The sequence below is a fragment of the Desulfatitalea tepidiphila genome (genome assembly GCF_001293685.1).
GTDB lineage: Bacteria > Desulfobacterota > Desulfobacteria > Desulfobacterales > Desulfosarcinaceae > Desulfatitalea > Desulfatitalea tepidiphila.
The window spans coordinates 2,354,997-2,373,212 of sequence record NZ_BCAG01000003.1; the positions used below are offsets into that span (position 1 = coordinate 2,354,997).

16 protein-coding genes and 1 pseudogene are annotated in these 18,216 nt (G+C 56.5%); 7 read left to right on the plus strand and 10 right to left on the minus strand.

The window, feature by feature from the left end:
• Positions 1-133: 133 nt before the first annotated feature.
• The 9 genes from sppA to DFT_RS15100 form a co-directional block, all read right to left on the minus strand.
• Positions 134-1,033 carry a signal peptide peptidase SppA gene (sppA, locus tag DFT_RS15060; RefSeq protein ID WP_054031973.1) on the minus strand — a complete coding sequence of 300 codons (900 nt, stop codon included), beginning with the start codon at positions 1,031-1,033 and terminating at the stop codon, positions 134-136.
• 164 nt (positions 1,034-1,197) lie between these two features.
• Positions 1,198-2,946 carry a 30S ribosomal protein S1 gene (locus DFT_RS15065; protein WP_054031974.1) on the minus strand — a complete coding sequence of 583 codons (1,749 nt, stop codon included), beginning with the start codon at positions 2,944-2,946 and terminating at the stop codon, positions 1,198-1,200.
• A 202-nt stretch (positions 2,947-3,148) separates the two neighbouring features.
• The gene (cmk, locus tag DFT_RS15070; protein ID WP_054031975.1) at positions 3,149-3,841 is read right to left on the minus strand and encodes a (d)CMP kinase; all 693 of its coding nucleotides are present in this window, start codon (positions 3,839-3,841) and stop codon (positions 3,149-3,151) included.
• A gap of 79 nt (positions 3,842-3,920) precedes the next feature.
• A complete protein-coding gene (gene hisC / locus DFT_RS15075) occupies positions 3,921-5,078 on the minus strand; it encodes a histidinol-phosphate transaminase (RefSeq protein ID WP_235506239.1) in 1,158 nt (385 codons plus the stop codon).
• A gap of 42 nt (positions 5,079-5,120) precedes the next feature.
• Positions 5,121-5,657 carry a 2-oxoacid:ferredoxin oxidoreductase subunit gamma family protein gene (locus DFT_RS15080; RefSeq protein WP_054031976.1) on the minus strand — a complete coding sequence of 179 codons (537 nt, stop codon included), beginning with the start codon at positions 5,655-5,657 and terminating at the stop codon, positions 5,121-5,123.
• A 282-nt stretch (positions 5,658-5,939) separates the two neighbouring features.
• Positions 5,940-6,719, minus strand: a complete 780-nt coding sequence (locus tag DFT_RS15085; RefSeq protein WP_054031977.1) for a thiamine pyrophosphate-dependent enzyme — start codon at positions 6,717-6,719, stop codon at positions 5,940-5,942.
• Between the two features lie 90 nt (positions 6,720-6,809).
• Entirely contained in the window at positions 6,810-7,877 is a 1,068-nt protein-coding gene (gene vorB, locus DFT_RS15090; RefSeq protein WP_054031978.1) for a 3-methyl-2-oxobutanoate dehydrogenase subunit VorB, read from the minus strand.
• A gap of 145 nt (positions 7,878-8,022) precedes the next feature.
• On the minus strand, positions 8,023-8,250 hold the full coding sequence (locus DFT_RS15095; RefSeq protein WP_054031979.1) for a 4Fe-4S dicluster domain-containing protein: 228 nt from the start codon (positions 8,248-8,250) through the stop codon (positions 8,023-8,025).
• A 21-nt stretch (positions 8,251-8,271) separates the two neighbouring features.
• Positions 8,272-8,988, minus strand: coding sequence for a hypothetical protein (locus tag DFT_RS15100; protein ID WP_054031980.1), 717 nt, complete (start codon positions 8,986-8,988; stop codon positions 8,272-8,274).
• Between the two features lie 461 nt (positions 8,989-9,449).
• Here DFT_RS15100 and DFT_RS15105 point away from each other — a divergent pair, with 461 nt between their 5' ends.
• Together DFT_RS15105 and DFT_RS25545 are read left to right on the plus strand one after the other, a co-directional pair.
• A complete protein-coding gene (locus DFT_RS15105) occupies positions 9,450-10,631 on the plus strand; it encodes an exo-beta-N-acetylmuramidase NamZ family protein (protein ID WP_054031981.1) in 1,182 nt (393 codons plus the stop codon).
• Between the two features lie 67 nt (positions 10,632-10,698).
• Positions 10,699-11,340 carry a ribonuclease HI gene (locus DFT_RS25545; protein ID WP_161807173.1) on the plus strand — a complete coding sequence of 214 codons (642 nt, stop codon included), beginning with the start codon at positions 10,699-10,701 and terminating at the stop codon, positions 11,338-11,340.
• A gap of 130 nt (positions 11,341-11,470) precedes the next feature.
• On the opposite strand, the gene DFT_RS15115 is transcribed toward DFT_RS25545, so the two are convergent.
• Positions 11,471-11,749: a hypothetical protein gene (locus DFT_RS15115; RefSeq protein WP_054031982.1), complete on the minus strand. Its 279-nt coding sequence runs from the start codon at positions 11,747-11,749 to the stop codon at positions 11,471-11,473.
• Between the two features lie 372 nt (positions 11,750-12,121).
• Between DFT_RS15115 and DFT_RS27530 the strand changes: the two are divergent.
• From DFT_RS27530 to DFT_RS15140, 5 genes and pseudogenes are all read left to right on the plus strand, one after another.
• A pseudogene (locus DFT_RS27530) lies at positions 12,122-12,958 on the plus strand (hypothetical protein); the annotation flags it as partial.
• A gap of 226 nt (positions 12,959-13,184) precedes the next feature.
• Complete coding sequence (locus DFT_RS25550) at positions 13,185-14,759, plus strand: 1-acyl-sn-glycerol-3-phosphate acyltransferase (RefSeq protein WP_083453531.1); 1,575 nt, start codon at positions 13,185-13,187, stop codon at positions 14,757-14,759.
• The gene (locus DFT_RS15130) at positions 14,756-16,444 is read left to right on the plus strand and encodes a sugar phosphate nucleotidyltransferase (protein ID WP_054031985.1); all 1,689 of its coding nucleotides are present in this window, start codon (positions 14,756-14,758) and stop codon (positions 16,442-16,444) included. The genes DFT_RS25550 and DFT_RS15130 overlap by 4 nt, the downstream gene beginning before the upstream one ends.
• 1 nt (position 16,445) lies before the next feature.
• The gene (gene dapB, locus DFT_RS15135) at positions 16,446-17,285 is read left to right on the plus strand and encodes a dihydrodipicolinate reductase (protein WP_054031986.1); all 840 of its coding nucleotides are present in this window, start codon (positions 16,446-16,448) and stop codon (positions 17,283-17,285) included.
• Between the two features lie 81 nt (positions 17,286-17,366).
• A complete protein-coding gene (locus tag DFT_RS15140) occupies positions 17,367-18,200 on the plus strand; it encodes a cytidylate kinase-like family protein (protein ID WP_054031987.1) in 834 nt (277 codons plus the stop codon).
• Positions 18,201-18,216: the final 16 nt, after the last annotated feature.

Genomic DNA, 18,216 nt, shown 5'->3' on the forward strand with positions numbered 1-18,216 from the left:
GGCCAATTGGCCCCATATCGGCGTTGCGCGAAAAATCTAATCCTCGGAATATCATCCATACGCCCGCGGTTAAATTTTTCGCGCGCCTTGATCTCGACCCAATTTGCCTATTTGTGGACGGGCACTCGTCAGGTTAAATGTTCGGGGTCGGCACCCACTTCGCTTCAGGATGGTGCCGCACCGTCAAGCCGCTCTGGGAAACGAGTTTCAAGGCGGATTCCATGAGATACTCAATGAAGGGGGGGCGTTCTTCCTCAGGATAAACGGTTTCGATCTCCCCCTGGATGCCGCCCAGTTCTCCGGCCCACTGCACCGCATCCTGGAAGTTTCCCAGGCGATCCACCAATCCCAGATCCTTAGCCTCTTGCCCGGTAAAAATGCGGCCATCGGCAATCGGCTCGATCCGGTCCACTTCCAAGCGGCGGCCCGCCGCAATGTCGTCGATAAACTGCCGGTGGATCTTTTGAGTCAAGGACGTCAACAACGCCCGCTCATCATCTTTCATTTCACGCACCGGTGATCCCATGTCCTTGAATTCTCCGCTCTTGATCACCACCGGTTGCAGACCGATCTTTTCCAACAACGCTTCGAAATTGGTGTATCCCATGATCACGCCGATGCTGCCCGTGATGGTGCCGGGATTGGCGACAATGCCATCGGTCGCAGCCGCCACGTAATAGCCGCCCGATGCGGCCACCGACCCCATGGAGGCGACCACCTTCTTTTCCGCCGCGGTCTTCCGGATTTCACGATAGATTTCCTGGGAGGGCCCCACGCCGCCGCCGGGAGAATCGATACGGACTACGATGGCTTTTATGGACTCGGCCTCACGGAACTCCTTGATCTGTTCGAGGAACTGCTTGCTGTCGACGATGGCGCCGACCAATTCGATGACACCGACTTTCTCGCCATCGCTATCCACCGGCTCACCGGTCAATGCGGTCACCGTGATCGAAAAAAAAATCATCGAAACCGTTCCCAGCGCCGCCATGACCAGTAGAGCGAACAGATAAGGGTGCCTGCGTGTAAACATGAATCGTCTCCTTCGAATTGGTTTCACATTACCCGGTCACAGAAATCCTCCTGACCGCGCGCTGGGTATCGCCAAAGACGAAACGGCCGACGGAAGTAAACTTCCCGTTCGGCCGTTGAGTATCGAATGAATTGGAATACCGGTGTATTGTTCCGGACGATGACCTAATCTTCGTTCAGCTTTTCCTGAAGGTTCTCCCGCAGGATTTCGCCAAAACTGGAAGTTGCCGGTCCCATATTGTTCACGTAGTCGCTCAGGTATTCCTGGTCGCTTTCCATCTCCAGGCGCTTGATGGACAGACCGATGCGCCGTTCATCGCTGTTGATGTTCATGACCCGGGCGTTGAGCACATCACCGACGTTGAACATGCCCACCGGCGTTTTGACCTTCTCCTTGCTGATTTCGGAAACATGCACCAGGCCTTCGATGCCCTCTTCCAATTCAACGAAAACGCCGAAATCGGTGACGTTGGTGACTGTACCTGTGATTTCCTTGCCTACTTCATAGCGCTGGGCGACCGAATCCCAGGGATCGGCCTGAAGCTGTTTGACGCCCAGGGAGAATCGCTCGTTTTCCTTATCGATCTCCAGAACGATGGCCTGCACCGTATCGCCCTTCTTGTAAAGCTCGGAGGGATGTTTGATACGCTTGGTCCAGGAAAGGTCGGAGATGTGGACCAGGCCATCGATGCCCTCATCGATACCGATAAACAGACCGAAGTCCGTAATGTTCTTGATCTTCCCCTCGATGGTGGTGCCGACCGGGTACTTGTCGCTGATCACGTCCCAGGGGTTGGGCACCGCCTGTTTCATGCCCAGAGAAATCCGCCGGTTGTCCGGTTTGATATCCAGAACCAGGGCTTCGACCTCCTCGCCCACGGAAACCACCTTGTTGGGGTGTCGCACCTTGCGCGTCCAGGACATCTCGGAGACATGGATCAAACCTTCGATGCCCTCTTCCAACTCCACGAAGGCACCATAATCGGTCAGGCTCACGACGCGGCCGGAAACCCGGGACCCCACCGGATACTTTTCGGCGGCGGTGCTCCAGGGATCGGGGGCCAGCTGTTTCATGCCCAGCGATACGCGCTCCCGTTCAAGGTCCAGATTGAGAATTTTGACCGTGATTTCATCGCCCACGGAGAACATTTCCGAGGGGTGCTTGACCCGTCCCCAGGAAATATCGGTGATATGCAAAAGCCCGTCGACGCCGCCGAGATCGACGAATACGCCGTATTCGGTGATGTTTTTGACGATGCCCTTAACCACCTTGCCTTCGTGAATGGTACTCAAGGTCTTGCTGCGCTTGGATTCACGCTCGCTTTCGAGGATCACGCGGCGGGACAGCACGATATTGCTGCGTTTACGGTTGAATTTGAGCACCTTGAATTTGTAAGTTTTGCCGACCATTTCGTCCAGATTGCGCACCGGACGAAGATCGGCCTGGGAACCGGGCAAAAACGCGTTGACGCCGATGTCGACCGAGAACCCCCCCTTGACCCGGCTGGCGATGACACCCTCGACAGGTTCATCCGCCTCATAAGCGCGCTTGATCTCCTCCCAGACCTTGACCTTTTCGGCCTTCTCCTTGGAGAGCACGACGACTTCATTTTCGTCGTCCCACCACTCCACCATCACTTCGACCTTATCATCGGTATGAACATCCACATTGCCGTTTTCGTCCTGGAACTCGTGGATGCGAATCTGGCCCTCGGATTTGTATCCAATGTCGACGATCACATAATCTTTATCCACAGAGATGACACGTCCGGTCACCACTTCGCCCTCGGCAAAGCGCTTGAAGCTCTCCTCGTACATATCCATGAGATCTTCCATGGAGGCTTCCGAGGATTGAGATGAATCGGTTGGGTTGGTCGTTGGTTGTTTGGATGTGTTTTCAACAATGTCATTCATGTGCTTAAAAGTTCTCCCCTCAGCCTAATTTTCCGGCACCTGCCGGTAGCATAATCAGGGTTCTATAGTACAAGGCCCGACGATAATGCAATGATAAAATGAAATGTTATCGTTTTGATCCGATGGGTCGCCCCCGGCGCATGTTGAATTTTTCAGTGACGGCCGGGTGATAGGTAGGGATTGGAACGGCAGGGAAGGGGCATCAGGAAATGGCGGAAAGATGGGCGATCATCCGAGCGACGACCTCCTCCGGGGTCATATGGGTCGAATCGATCACGAGAGCGTCGGCGGCCGCCTTGAGCGGGGCCAGCGGTCGGGTGCTGTCGTTATGATCCCGCTGGACCATCTCCCTTTCGACCGTCTCCAGATCAGGTGCGGCGGCGCCTTTCATCTTCAACTCTTCATAGCGGCGCCTGGCCCTGATGCCGCTGTCGGCGTCGAGAAAAAACTTGGCCTCGGCCTGGGGAAAAACCACCGTGCCCATGTCGCGCCCCTCGGCGACGATCCCGCCTTGGGCGCCAAGTGCCCGCTGGGTGTCCAGGAGAAACGATCGAACCGCAGGCCGAGCCGAAACGGCCGATGCCATCATTGAAATTTCGGGGGTCCGAATCTGCTCGGTGACATCCTTTTGGTTCAAAAGAACCCGTAATCCCTCGCCGGTCTCTCGAAGATCAAGCGTCATACCGCGGCATAACTCGGCCAGGGCCGCGTCGTCGTCCGCTGCCACCCTGGCCTCGACCGCGGCCACGGCCACGGCCCGGTAGAGTGCCCCGGTATCCATATAGCGATATCCCAGCCGTTGTGCCAGCAGCTTACTGATCGTCGTTTTTCCGGCGCCGGCCGGACCGTCGATGGTGACGATCAGGGACCGTCGCAGCTTCTCCTTCGCACCCATGCCAACATCCATTTTCTTTGGGGATCGCAATCGACTTTCTTTGGGGATCGCAATCGACCGGTACTCCCGGCGCATAGATCTATTGGACTTGAGCACCCGGCGCACAAGCCCGATCCAGGGCGGTCAAAAACCGTTGATTGTCTTCGGGACGCCCCACGCTCAGACGAATATATTGGGGATAGCCATAGGCCCGCATCGAGCGCACGATGACCCCCTGGCGAAGCATCCGTTCGAACAGGTCGTCGGCCGGTCGTTGCACATCAATGAGCAGGAAATTGGCCTCGCTGGGAAACGCCTGAAATCCGCGACGGCCCAATTCCCTATACAGGAAATCGAGCCCCTGGTGTACCGTATCCAACGTATGTTTAAGGAAATCCACATCATCCAAGGCCGCAACGGCCGCGGCCTGTGCCAGGCTGTTCACGTTGAAGGGCATGCGCACGCGATTCAGGTACCCGGCCAAAGGTACGGGCATGACGCCGTAGCCCACCCGCAATCCGGCCAGGCCATATGCCTTGCTGAAGGTCCGCAGGGTCACCACCGTCTGCTCGGCTTTCAAATAGTTAAGCCCGGACACGGCGTTCCGATCGCGGACAAATTCGAAATAGGCCTCGTCCACCACCACCAACACATGGGGCGGCACGGCGGCCAGGAACGATTCGAAGGCCTGGCGGCCAGCGACGGTTCCCGTGGGATTGTTGGGATTGCAGACGAACACCATCCGGGTCCGAGGCCCGATGCGTTCCAGCATCCCATCCAAATCGATGCAGAGCTGTTTCAGGGGCACCTTGACCGGCGTGGCACCGGCGCTCTGCGCCACGATGGTGTACATGAGAAACGATGGATCGGGGACGACAACCTCGTCGCCGGGCTTGAGCAGGACCCGCGCCAGCATGCCGAGCAGGTCGTCCGAGCCATTGCCCAATACAATTTCCCGGGCCGTCACTTTCAAATGTGAGGCCAATCGTTCGACCAGCTCGTAACCGGCCCCGTCCGGATAGCGGTGCAAGCGAGCGAGGGCCCGATCCAGGGCCGCGATGGCCTTGGGCGAGGGCCCCAATGGATTCTCGTTGGAGGCCAGTTTGACCGAATCGGAGATACCATATTCCCGTTCGAGCTCCTCGATGGGCTTGCCCGGGACGTATGGCGCGATGTTCTGGATATAATCGGGAATGGGGAGTTTCATGACCTTCATCTCATCGAATCGGTGTCCGCCTTCGGACGCCACCGGCGACATGATGCCTGTCCACAAATAGGCCCTTTGTGGATTGGGCACAACCTAATTGTTTGCCGCTGCGACACCGGCCTCCATGGCCTTCATGTTCAGCGGTATGAGCTTGGGTCTGCTCTGGAACTCCTCTTCGATGCACCGTTTGAGGGTCTCCAGGGGAACCAGTTTGGTGCGGGCCACGAAGGCCGCCAGTGCCACGATATTCGCTGCCTTTGAACTGCCGTTGTCCGTGGCGATTTCCACCACCGGCACTTTAAGTACATCCACATCGTTACGCTGCACATCGTCGGGAATCAAAGACGAATTGATCATCACCACGCCGCCGGATTTTATGGTCGAAACGAATTTTTGCAGCGAGGGCCGATTCATGGCGACCAGATGGGAAGGATTCTTGATGATCGGTGAGCCGATCGGCTGATCACCGATGACGACCATGCAATAGGCCGTGCCTCCGCGCATTTCCGGTCCGTAGGAGGGAATCCAGGCCACTTCATACCCCTCTTCCATGGCGGCATGGGCCAAAATTTTTCCAATCAGCATGATGCCTTGTCCACCGAAACCGGCAAACATCACTTCACTTTGCATGGCGTCTCCTTGCCCTCGGCCCATCGTCGAATGGGCCCCACGTTCAACAGTTCTTGAGGTCGATTTTTGAGTTGATGGCTTCGCACAAAACGGTTTCCCCCGCTTCGCGGTGGAACTTTTTATCCCAGGAAACGGGCCACCAACATGACGCTTCCATAGTAGCCCGGAATAAGATTCCCCCGTCATTCCGGCGTAAGCCGATAGCCAGTATTTTCAATTTCTTCTGGGTGCCGGATCGCGTCCGGCATGGCGCTTCTGCAGTAGTTTACGAGTTCATCAAAATTATGCGGCGCCGGCTGCGGCGACCAGCTTCTCCGTCACTTCCCTGTCCGGGGTTTTCTTGTCACCCAATGGGTAATACGGCAGCAGCACATCCTCGGCCCACTGGACGGCATCTTTGGGCGTCATCCCCCAGTTGGTGGGGCAGGTGCTGATCACCTCCACGAAAGAAAAACACCGATTTTCCATCTGATAGACGAAAGCGCGCTCGATCGCTTTTTTGGCCTTTTGAATATGCTTGGGTTTGATGACGGTCTGCCGTGTAATGTAACCGGGAGTTCTTAGCGTGGCCAACAACTCGGCCATGCGAATGGGCATGCCCACCTCCTCGGTCTTCCGACCGAAGGGCGATGTGGTGGTGCGCTGATTGGGCATGGTCGTGGGTGCCATCTGCCCCCCGGTCATGCCGTAGATGGCGTTGTTGACAAAAATGGTGGTGAATTTTTCTCCCCGGTTGGCGGCATGGACGATCTCTCCCATGCCGATGCTCGCCAGATCACCATCCCCCTGATAGGTGAACACCATCAGGTCGGGCCGCACTCGCTTGATGCCCGTGGCCATGGCCGGCGCCCGCCCGTGGGCGGCCTCCTGGAAATCGCAATCAATATAGTTATAAGCCATAACGGCGCAGCCTACGGGTGCAATACCCACGGTGCGTCCCCGTATGTCCAATGCGTCGATGGTTTCGGCCACCAACCGATGGATCACGCCATGGGTGCATCCCGGACAGTAGTGGGTGCTCACATCGAACATGGATTTGGGTCTTTGAAATAACTTGGCCATTGGATTATCTCCTTGGGGTGGTTCCGCGCTTTCAACCCTTGCATCTTAATGGTGAAGGCCAGCGGACCGTTTCCTGACTGATTTCATCGTCTATACGCTGGCCTTGACCAGATCGATAATCTCCTCGGGCGTCGGCACTTCGCCGCCGCACTTGCCGTACCACTCCACCGGCCGGATGCCATGGAGGCAGCGTTCCACGTCGTCGACCATCTGTCCCATGCTCATTTCAATGGACAAGACGGTCCGGCAGCTCGGTTTGGCGGCCGCCTCCCGGATAGCGACGTCCGGAAAGGGGAACAACGTTTGCGGCCGTATCAGACCGACCTCGATCCCCTGGCCTTTGAGGGCATTTATCGCGGTCTTGCATACGCGGCTCATGGTACCGTAGGAAACGATCAGAACCTGGTAATCCCCGTCGGTGTTATAAGCCTCGAAGCGCACCTCTTCCGCCTTCATACGCTCGTATTTGGCTCTGAGTATCAGATTGTTGTTGTTCAGCGCCTCGGGATCCAAAAAGAGCGAACGGACCAGATTTCGCGTCGTGCCGTTGCGATGGTCGATGCCGTTGGTGGCCCAACTGTCCTTATTGGAGGGTTCGCTTTTCAGATGATCGGGGAATTCCACCGGTTCCATCATCTGACCGATGAGGCCGTCGCCTAAAAGCATCACCGGATTGCGGTACTTCTCGGCCAGCGGAAAGGCCATCATCACCATTTCGGCCGCCTCCTGCACGCTGGCCGGCGCCATCACCAGCAGGCGGCAATCCCCGTGGCCTACGCCTCGGGTGGCCTGGTTGTAATCGGCCTGGGAGGGCAGAATGCCGCCCAGCCCCGGCCCGCCGCGCATGATGTTGACGAACACGGCCGGCAGTTGGGCGCCGCACAGGTAGCTGATCCCCTCGCTCATCAGACTGATACCGGGACTCGAAGAGGTGGTGAACACCCTCACCCCGGCGCCGGCGGCGCCGAAGATCATGTACGAGACCGCCACCTCGCTCTCGCCCTGAAGGAAAACCCCGTTGACTTCGGCCATACGCCAGGAAAGATACTCGGCAACCTCGGATTGGGGCGTGATGGGATAGGCAAAATAGTTGAGACAACCGGCACGAATGGCGGCCTCGGCAATGGCTTCGTTGCCTTTCATCAATACCTTGGACATGTTTTGATCTCCCTGTTTTCCTTTGCGCTGTGGCCAGGATCGCAGCAGCGTCCGGACCGCACAAACGGAATAAACTGACAGTGAATCGTGCCTGACCGCATCGGCTTCAGCACCCATCCGGCAGGTCATCAACCGAATATGGGTTTCAAGGACACGTATCGGATGCCGTTTCAGTAATACTGATGGCCACATCCGGGCACATGGTACAGCAGATCGCACACAAGATACAATCTTCCGGCCGCGCCTGATAGGCCGGAAAATAGCCCATGCTGTTCACTTGGGTCGACAGCTCGAGCACCTTTTTCGGACACACGGCCACGCAAAGACCACACCCTTTGCAGCGGTCCGTTTCAATATGGTAGCAATAGGTCATCGTCATCACTCCTTCGACCGATCAGTCGATCGCATGCCACTGTGCTGGTTTGAGCCATGGCGGCACCAGCTGACGGCGGATCGTTAAAGTCGGGCAGTTCAGTCCCATGTCACGGGTCTGCGCAACGAGGGTTTCACTGGCGGTTATACATAAGAGGGGCAGCCCGCTATCTTTGGAAAGGGCTTGCATCAATTCGTAGCCCTCCCGGATATGGTCGGCCGTCGTCTCACTCAGCAGGTGGGCATTGCCGATCCAACCGGTCACCTTCAGCCGGGAGGCCGCCTCGATGGTACGCTTCATGGCCAGGCATTGTGCCACGGTCTGTGTGTTCGGGCGAAATGGATTGACCACCTGAAACACTTGCAGCGAAGCGCCTGGGGCCTGGAAGGCATCGGCCAATGCAGCCAGCACGGTAGCCCCGACGCCGTCACCGCCGGCATCCAAGATCGCCAACTCTCCTGGATTCCGGATCAAACCACCGACCTTGGGGGTCAAAATGGGAAGATCGGCCTGTAACCAGCCTTCGGGCGGCAGGATCATCTCGATCCCCAGGCTGGACATCAGACGGCGCACCTCCCGGGTCCGGAAATAGGGATTGACCAGATCCAGATCCGCAAGCCGTACATGAACCCCCCGGCCGTGCTGGTCCAAGGCCAGATTGACAGCGACTTCTGTCTTACCACTCCCGTAGTTGCCGACGATGACAACGATACCCTTAAGGTCGATGTGTCCCACCATGGCCACCCACCATCTGAATTGGGAAACACCGTCTCGCCAAAGAACGCGCCAGGCCCTCAATGAGTTCGTTCATACTGAACAATGAACGACAATATCGTGATTCCCATGTCGACTAAATTGAACGAAACGCTTAATTTATTGGGTTCGTTCGGATGTGTCAAGCTGTTTTCAGGTTTACTTTCCAGACCGGATCCTCTATGTAGGCGATCATTAGTCAGTGTCCGCCCTCAAATAGGCAAATTGGGTCGAGATCACGGCGTGCGAAAAATTTTACCGCAGGCATGTAGTTGATATTCCGATGATAAAATTTTGAGCAGTACGCAGATACCGCCCAAATTGGCCATTTGTGGATGGGCACTGGTCGAGCCGATCGCAGCGCCGGCCGGAAGGCGTTGCGACACATCAACCCTACACCTTTGTCGACGCTCCGCGCTATCGATTGAAAATCATCAGGGACCGTTATGACCATCGTCACCACAGGGCTCGAACAACTGACGGCCGAACCGCCGGCGTACCTTCGTGGAAAACGACTGGGGCTGTTGTGCAATGTAGCGTCGGTGGATCGTCATCTGGTCCATGCCCGCCAATTGGTCCACGAATGTTTCGGTGAGCGGCTGGTTCAGCTCTTTTCCCCTCAACATGGCCTGTTCGCAGAAAAACAGGACAACATGATCGAGTCGGACCATCGTCGCGATCCGTTGCTCGATCTTCCGGTCTACAGCCTCTACAGCAACATCCGCGAGCCGTCCCAAGAGATGTTCGATGCCATCGATGTTGTTCTCATCGACCTACAGGATGTCGGTACCCGCGTCTATACCTTTATTTACACCATGTCCTACTGCATGGAGGCGGCCCGAAAATTTGCCAAAAAGGTGGTGGTCCTGGATCGCCCCAATCCCATTGGCGGCGACATCGTCGAGGGCAACTGCCTGGACCCGGCCTGGCGTTCGTTCGTGGGCCGATACCCCCTGCCCATGCGCCACGGCATGACGATCGGCGAATTGGCCATGCTCTTCAACCGGGCCTATGGGATCGGTTGTGACTTGGATGTGATCCCCATGAAAGGTTGGCGGCGTTGCATGTATTTCGAGCAGACCGGCCTGCCCTGGGTGGCCCCCTCCCCGAACCTGCCGACCTCGGCATCGGCCGTGGTCTACCCCGGCCAGGTCATCTGGGAAGGGACCAACGTCTCCGAGGGCCGCGGCACGACTCTCCCGTTTGAATTGTTCGGAGCGCCTTTTATCGCGCCGCAAAAGATATTGGACATCCTGGGAGGCAGAATCCAGCCGGGCCTCGTACTCCGGGTCACGGAATTCGAGCCCACAGCAAATAAATGGCAGGGTCAGCCGTGTCACGGATTTCAACTGCATGTCACCGACCGGAATCTTTACCGTCCCTACCGGACGAGCCTGATGCTCCTCCAGGCCGTTCTCGCATGTCATCCCCAGTCGTTTGAATGGAAATCGCCGCCGTATGAATACGAATATGAACGGCTGCCCATCGACCTGATTATCGGCGATCGGCAAGTCCGCCTGGGTCTTGAGCAGATGACCGCCATCGATGCCCTGGAATCCTCCTGGCGGAAAGGACTGCGAGCTTTTGACAACCTTAGGCGGAATTATTTCCTCTACGGGAACGATTAAAGCGAGGTCCGTGTTGACCCCCCCAACGCACCCAAAGACCCCGAACGATATACCCCAGTGGCAACGTATGCAATTCAAAGGCAACAAGGTGTGGGTGGCCCTGAATGCCGACCGGAAGCCGCTGGTTAAAAACGGCAAGCAGCTGATCAAATACCAGCTGGACCAACCCCATGAGTACTGGGTCCAGCCGTCCAACCTCGTGCCGTTGGATCAGGCGGGTACCGCCCCGGCTGGCACCAGACCCCGGAAAAAGCCACGCGGCGGGCTCCGGTTGACCGATGATGCTTCGGCGCTGCCGGAGGGTCTATGCAATAACGCTGTCTGCATCTATACGGACGGCGCCTGCTCGGGAAATCCCGGACCGGCGGGTATTGGCGTGGTGATGCACTACAAGGAAAAGCAAAAAGAGATATCGCGCTATCTGGGCATCGGCACCAACAACATCGCCGAACTCGAGGCGATCCGGACCGGATTGCTGGCGGTGAAAAACAGGCAACTGCCGGTGATCGTTTTTACCGATAGCGCCTATGCCTTGGGCTTGTTGACAAAGGGATGGAAAGCGAAACAGAACCAGGAGCTGGTCGCCGATATCAGGGAGCTGGTGTCAAGTTTTAAACAGATCAGGTTCGTTAAAGTCAAAGGGCACGCCGGGCATCCGGAAAACGAACGTGCCGATCAGCTGGCAGTGGAGAGCATAAAAGGCAAGTAAATGTATTGAACCTAAACAAAAACCCCCTTCGTCTCAAGCAATGCGCGGCGCGTCATCCGGGTCGAGGCTGGATCCCGGGCGCAGGCATAGTTTCAGACGCAGGGGGCTTCGTGACGATATAAGTGAAGCGCTAAGCCTTTTCGGTCTTCAGGGTTTCGATCTCTTTCTTCAAATCTTCGATCTCTTGTTTGTACTTACCGGGATCATCGCTGCTCTCGCTGGGCTCTTCATCCCCTTTTTTCCAGGAGTCTTTCAGTTCATCGAATCCAAGGTAGATGGCAAGCCCGCCACCGAGCAACAGCATGATGGGAATGGCGCCGGCCAATAACTGAAGGAACGCCGGAAACCAAATGGTCAGCCCGATCAGGCCGATCACCGCCGCAATTGCGCCACCGATTAACGTTTTCATAAAACAGCAACCTCCTTTACATTAAGCTATGAATCACCATCGACCCTTTATTGAAACCAAAATACGATAGTACCCTTGTTTATAACTTATGGATATTTCTTTTATAGAGGTCTGACCGACATCAACCGAAGCAGGTGTTGAGAATTATCATATGCCCCAGGCCGGCGCAAGTCTATTTTGGGATGAATTTTGAGGTGGTGCGACGATCCGCCATGGCCCGGCTTTGTCGGCCTTATCTCATTGGAACGTAGATCGACAATTGCAAATCACCTTCAATTTTGTTAGCTTTCCCAGTCATCCGACTGCACGACCGAAAATTGCCGGAGCATCAGACCGGATCATCCAAAAAGAACCCGTCACAGGTGAAATTTCATGCCGAATTCAGAGCATACCGCCACGGAAACATGGCGCGATAAATGGCATCGTCTGATATACAAACTGCTCAAGGGGACCCACGACCATTATCTGTTTCAATTTCCTCCCAACCAGGGTCTTGTGCCCTGGCTGCTCAAGCGGTTCTTCAACGGCATCACCATTGACGAACGACATTTACGGCGATTGCGCGAACTGCCTGCACAATCCATTGTCGTCTATACCACTAAATACCGAAGCCAATTCGAATATCTTTTTTACCACTCACGTTACCAGAAAGAGAAGGTGCCGATACCGGAACTCGGTTTCGGATTTCGGCTCTGGCTGTTGCAACCCCTTTCAAGGATTTTTCGCTCTATTCTGGCCCACCTGGATGGGCTGGCGCGACAACGCAAATGGCTCGATCCCTACGACACCGGTTTTTGGCGGCAGGCGCTGCTCGACGGTCATGCGGCCCTGCTGCCGCTAGTGGAAAAGCACGGCTTTTATCGACGTTTCGTAAAGGCGCAGACCGACCCGTTGCGCTTTTTGATCGAACTGCAACGATCCACCGAACGGCCCGTCGTGCTGGTGCCCCACTTGATGTTCTTCAGCAAAAATCCGGCTTCATCCATCCCACGCTTACGGGACATCCTGTTCGGCAGCGAGCAACGTCCGGGGCTCATGCGCCGAATGTTCACCCTGCTGCGCCACCCGGGAAAAGTGTTCGTCGAAATATCTCAACCCCTCGACCTGCGCACCTTCATCCAATCTACCGGGCCCGAGGAGGCCAATACGGAATATCTGGCCTTGATGTTACGCCGCCAGCTTCTGATGCAGCACAACCGTCATCGCCAGACCATCACCGGACCGGTCATCAAGTCCCACGAAGAGTTTAAAGAGAGCGTCCTGTCCGGCCAACGCCTGCGCGAATTCATGGCTCAATATTCCGAAAGCCGCAATACGACCATCTACGAGGTGCGCAAGCAGGCCGACAGTTATCTCGACGAGATCGCCGCAAAATACAGCCCAACTTTTGTCAGCTGGGCATCCAAGCCGGTGGATTGGCTGCTTGAAAGCATGTATGACGGCATGGTCGTCGACGAAGAGGGTCTGCAACGGGTCAAAACCATGTCCCAGAAGGGACCGCTCACTCCTGGTGCCTTGCCACAAGAGTCACATGGACTACCTGATTCTCTCCTATCTGTTTTACACCTACAACATGCCGGCCCCCCATACCGCAGCCGGAAAAAACTTGTCGTTCTGGCCCATGGGCCCTCTTTTCCGGGCCGGCGGCGCCTTTTTCGTCCGGCGCACCTTCAGCGGCGCGGTGGTCTATTCCAAGGTGTTTTCCGAATATATTTCCAAGCTCCTGGAAGAGGGCTTCAATATCGAGCTGTTCATCGAGGGGGGCCGCAGCCGCAGCGGCAAACTGCTGATGCCCAAACTCGGCTTCCTGATGCTGCTGCTCAACGCTTTCAAGAACAATGTCTGCGAAGATATGATCTTCGTGCCCGTATTTATCGGATATGACCAGGTGCTCGAGGAGACCGCCTATCTTCAGGAGGTGACCGGAGGCAAGAAGGAGCCGGAGAGCATCTCCCAAGTCCTGCGGGCGCGTCGGTTCCTGAAACGCCGTTATGGCAAAATCTACATCAATTTCAGCAATCCCATCTCGTTCAACGACATGCTGGCAGAGTTGAACACCGGCTTCGATCAGATGCCGGCCAAGGAGCAGAACGCCCTTTGTCGAAATCTGGGCTGGCGAATTATCAATGCCATCGACGAGGTCAGCGTAGTGACCCCCCATGCGCTGGTGGCATCGGCGGCCCTCAACTGCTCGGCCACCCGCTTTACGGCCGAAGAATTGATCCAGATCACCGAAACCTACACGGCCTTCCTCAACTCTCAGATGGCCAAACTGGCCGATACCTTGATCGTGGATCCGATCCGGGCCTGTCAGCAGGCGCTCGACAATTACGTGCAACGCAAATTCATCGAACTTCCCGGCGGCGAAAAGGAGATGCCGTCGGAAATCGCCCAATACGTGCTGCCGCCCGGCAAACGGCTTCAACTCGAATATTACAAGAACAATTGCATCGCCTATTTTGTGCCGGCCGCTTTTACTGCGATTTCGATCCTGGAAATGGACGCTTTCCAATTCTCGAAGGCCGATTTGCATGAACGTTACCGCTTCCTGCAGGATTTCTTCAAATACGAATTCGCCTTCAACAACGAAAAGAGCGCGGAAGTCATCGTGCGCAAGAGCATCAAGGCCTTTATCGACGATGCGATCCTCATCCCCCACCCCACCCTGCCCGACACCTACCAGATCACCTCGGCCGGGTACCGCAAACTCAAGCTCTTTGCACGCTTTCTGCTCACCTATTTCGAATCCTATTGGGTGGTGCTGACCTATTTCAAACAGACCCCGCGCAAAGAGGCCGTAGCCAAGGACCGCATGAAACGGATCCAGGCCCTGGGAAAGACCATGCTCAAGGAACAGGAAATTTTGCTGGCCGAATCGCTTTCCAAGATCAACTACGAAAACGGTATCAACTATTTCACCAGTCACGGCGTCAAAGGTGCGGAGAGCACGGAACGTGTGGACATGTACGAGCAAGCCATTCGAAATTTCACTTTCCTCATCAAACAATGAAAGCCCTGATACTGGCAGCCGGCCTGGGCACCCGTTTGCTGCCTTACACCCGACATACGCCCAAGCCGCTTTTCACCATCAATCGGCGGCCGGTGCTGGCATTGACCATAGAGCGCCTGCAACGTGCCGGTTGCCGCGCCGTTATCGTCAACACCCACCACCTGCATGAACGCATTGAAGCCTTTCTGTCTGAGACTACCTGGTCGCTGCCGGTGACAGCGCGCTACGAACCCGAGATCCTGGGCACGGGCGGAGCCGTTCGCAATACCGCCGACCTCTGGGCCGATGGCCCTTTGCTGGTGATCAACGCGGACGTCGTGAGCGACATCGACCTGGCGCAGGTCTATCGATATCACCGCCAGGCTGAATGCAGCGTCACCATGGTGATGCACGACTGGCCGGAGTTCAACACGGTGACCGTGGACGCCGATGACCGCGTGGTCGATTTCGCGGCGGGAGAACCCCAAGCCGGCCAGCACCGGATGGCCTTCACCGGCATCCACGTCCTGAACCGCCGCGTCCTCGACTATCTGCCGCCACAGGGCCCGGCCCATATCATCGACGCCTATGCCGCCATGATCAAGACCGGCAAGCCGATCGCGGCAATGGTCCTGGACCATCCCTACTGGCGCGACATCGGCACCCCTCAAAGCTACTTTCTCGCCGCCGCCGAGCAGATGGCGCCCCTTGCCTTTGAAAAGGCTCTGGGGAGACGCCCCTCGGCGCCCATCGAGCGGTTCCCGTTGCAGGGAGACGGTTCCGACCGCCGATGGTATCGAGTCGCATGCGGCACCCACAGCCTCGTCATGGTCGATCATGGGATCCGGCCGGCGCGCGACGGCCAACAGGAGGTGGATGCCTTTATCGATATCGGCAACCACCTCGCCGCCAAGGGGGTGGCCGTGCCCCGGATATGGCTCCACGACCGTTTCTCCGGGTTGGTCTTCCTCGAAGATCTCGGCCAAACGCATCTGCAGGACATCGCTGCCAGGCAAAACAACCCGGAGCTGCTGCAAATCTACCGGAAAGTGATCGATCAGTGGCTGCACATGGCCCTATCCGGTAAGCAGGACTTTTCCACCCGGTGGACATGGCAGACCCCCTGCTATGACCGGGAATTGATCCTCGAACGGGAGTGCCGATATTTTGTCGACGCTTTCCTGGTCGGCTACCTGGGCCGTAGCGAGACCTACGCCGACCTGGTCGCTGATTTCTCGCCACTGGCCGACCGCACCATCGATCACGGGATCCCCGGGTTTCTGCACCGCGATCTGCAGTCGCGCAACATCATGGTGAAAGAAGAACGAATCTATTTCATCGATTTCCAGGGGGGCCGATTGGGCCCCCTGCAATACGACCTGGCCTCCCTGCTCATCGATCCGTATGTCCAATTGCCGCCCGAAATGCAAAAAGAGCTGTTGGCCTATGCCCTGCATCGACTCAAGGCCATCGCAAATATCGATGCAGATGGATTTCAAAGGGGCTACGACTGCTGCGCCCTGACCCGAAATCTGCAGATGCTCGGCGCATTTGGATACTTGACCCGGGTGAAGGAAAAGGGCTATTTTGAAGCATACATCCCTGCGGCCGTGAGCACCCTGCAACGGCATCTCAACTCGCAGACCACCCTGCGCCTGCCGAGACTGACGGCCATTATCAACGAAATCGCGGATGAGGAGCGTTGAGATGAAAAAAATAAAAGTGATGATCAATGGTCTGCCCGGCAATGTGGCCAGGGTAATCGCCCGGCACGCCCTGGCCGACGAGCGTCTGGCCGTTCTCCCCTTCGCCCTGACCGGGCCGGACATCGACGCCCCCCATTGCCATGTCGACGGCGTCGCCGTCGAACTCATCCGACCCGAAGCGCGCGAAGACCAAATCGCGAAGATCATTGCAGCGGAGGGACCGTTCATATGTGTGGACTTCACCCATCCCAGCGGCGTCAACGCCAACGCCGAATTCTACGGCCGCCACCGGCTGCCGTTTGTCATGGGCACCACTGGAGGTGACCGGGAGAAGCTGGCAGCCGCGGTGACCGATGCGGGCAACACTGCCGTCATCGCACCCAACATGGCCAAGCAAATCGTGGGATTTCAAGCGATGATGGCCTATGCGGCCGAAAACTTCCCGGACCTGTTTAAAGGCTACCGCCTGACCATCCGGGAAAGCCATCAGGCCGGAAAAGCCGACACCAGCGGAACCGCCAGAGCCATGGTGACCTATTTCAACCGCATGGGCATCCCGTTCCAGGACGACCAGATCCAGAAGGAGCGTGATCCGGAACGGCAGCTCAACTTGTGGGGTGTGCCGGCCGAACACCTGGGAGGCCACGGTTGGCACACCTATACCCTGGTTTCGCCCGATGGCACGGTCCGGTTCGAATTCACCCACAACATCAACGGACGCGATGTTTACGGGGACGGCACCATGGATGCGATCTGCTTTTTGGCGGACAAAATCGCCCAGGGCATTACCGGCAAGGTCTTCACCATGATCGATGTCCTCAAGGCAGGGTCACTCATGTAAGGGACATACAGGACACCATAATCCAAAACCCCATCATCCAATACGCTATAAGTTAATTAGAGATCCACGACAGGAGGAACAATGCCGATTGTTACCATAAACAGGGGCTCGTACAGCCGGGGCAAGGCAGTTGCCGAACAGCTGGCCCGAAAATTGAACTACGAATGTATTTCACGGGACGTCCTGCTGGACGCCTCCGATGAGTTCAATATTCCGGAAATAAAGCTCATTCGCGCGCTGCATGACGCACCGTCCGTCCTCGAGCGTTTTACCAACGGCAGGGAGCGATATATCAGCTACCTCTATTCCTCTCTTCTCCAGATGGCGCGCAAGGACAATGTCGTCTACCACGGCCTGGCCGGGCAGTATTTTCTTTGCGATATCTCGCATGTCCTGAAAGTCAGAATCATCGCCGACATCGAGGACCGGGTGGCGGAAGAGATGAAGCGGGAAAACATATCCGCCGAAAAGGCCCTCTACATCCTGAAAAAAGACGATGAAGAACGCCGCAAGTGGGGACTGCAGGTCTATGGCACCGACACCTGGGACAGCCGGCTCTACGATGTCGTATTGAACATCCACAAACTGACGGTGGATGACGCCGTGGAGATTCTCTATCAGATGGTCCAGAAACCGGCCTTTCAAGCTACGGCGGAATCCCGCAAAAAGGTAGAAGATCTTGCCCTTTCGGCCAGGATCAAAGCCAAACTGGCCATGATCGCGCCCAAGATCCAGGTGGCATCAGACGACGGGAAAGTCTTAATCCACCATTTCGATGCCAAGGCGGGAAATGAAGCGTTCGAAAAAATAAAGGGGATCGTCTCGACCATCGAAGGGGTAAAAGAGGTGAATGTCAGCCTCCTTTCTCCCAAGGAACAACATGACCATATCAACCCGTTTCACAATATCGGGTAGAAAGGTGCGACATCCG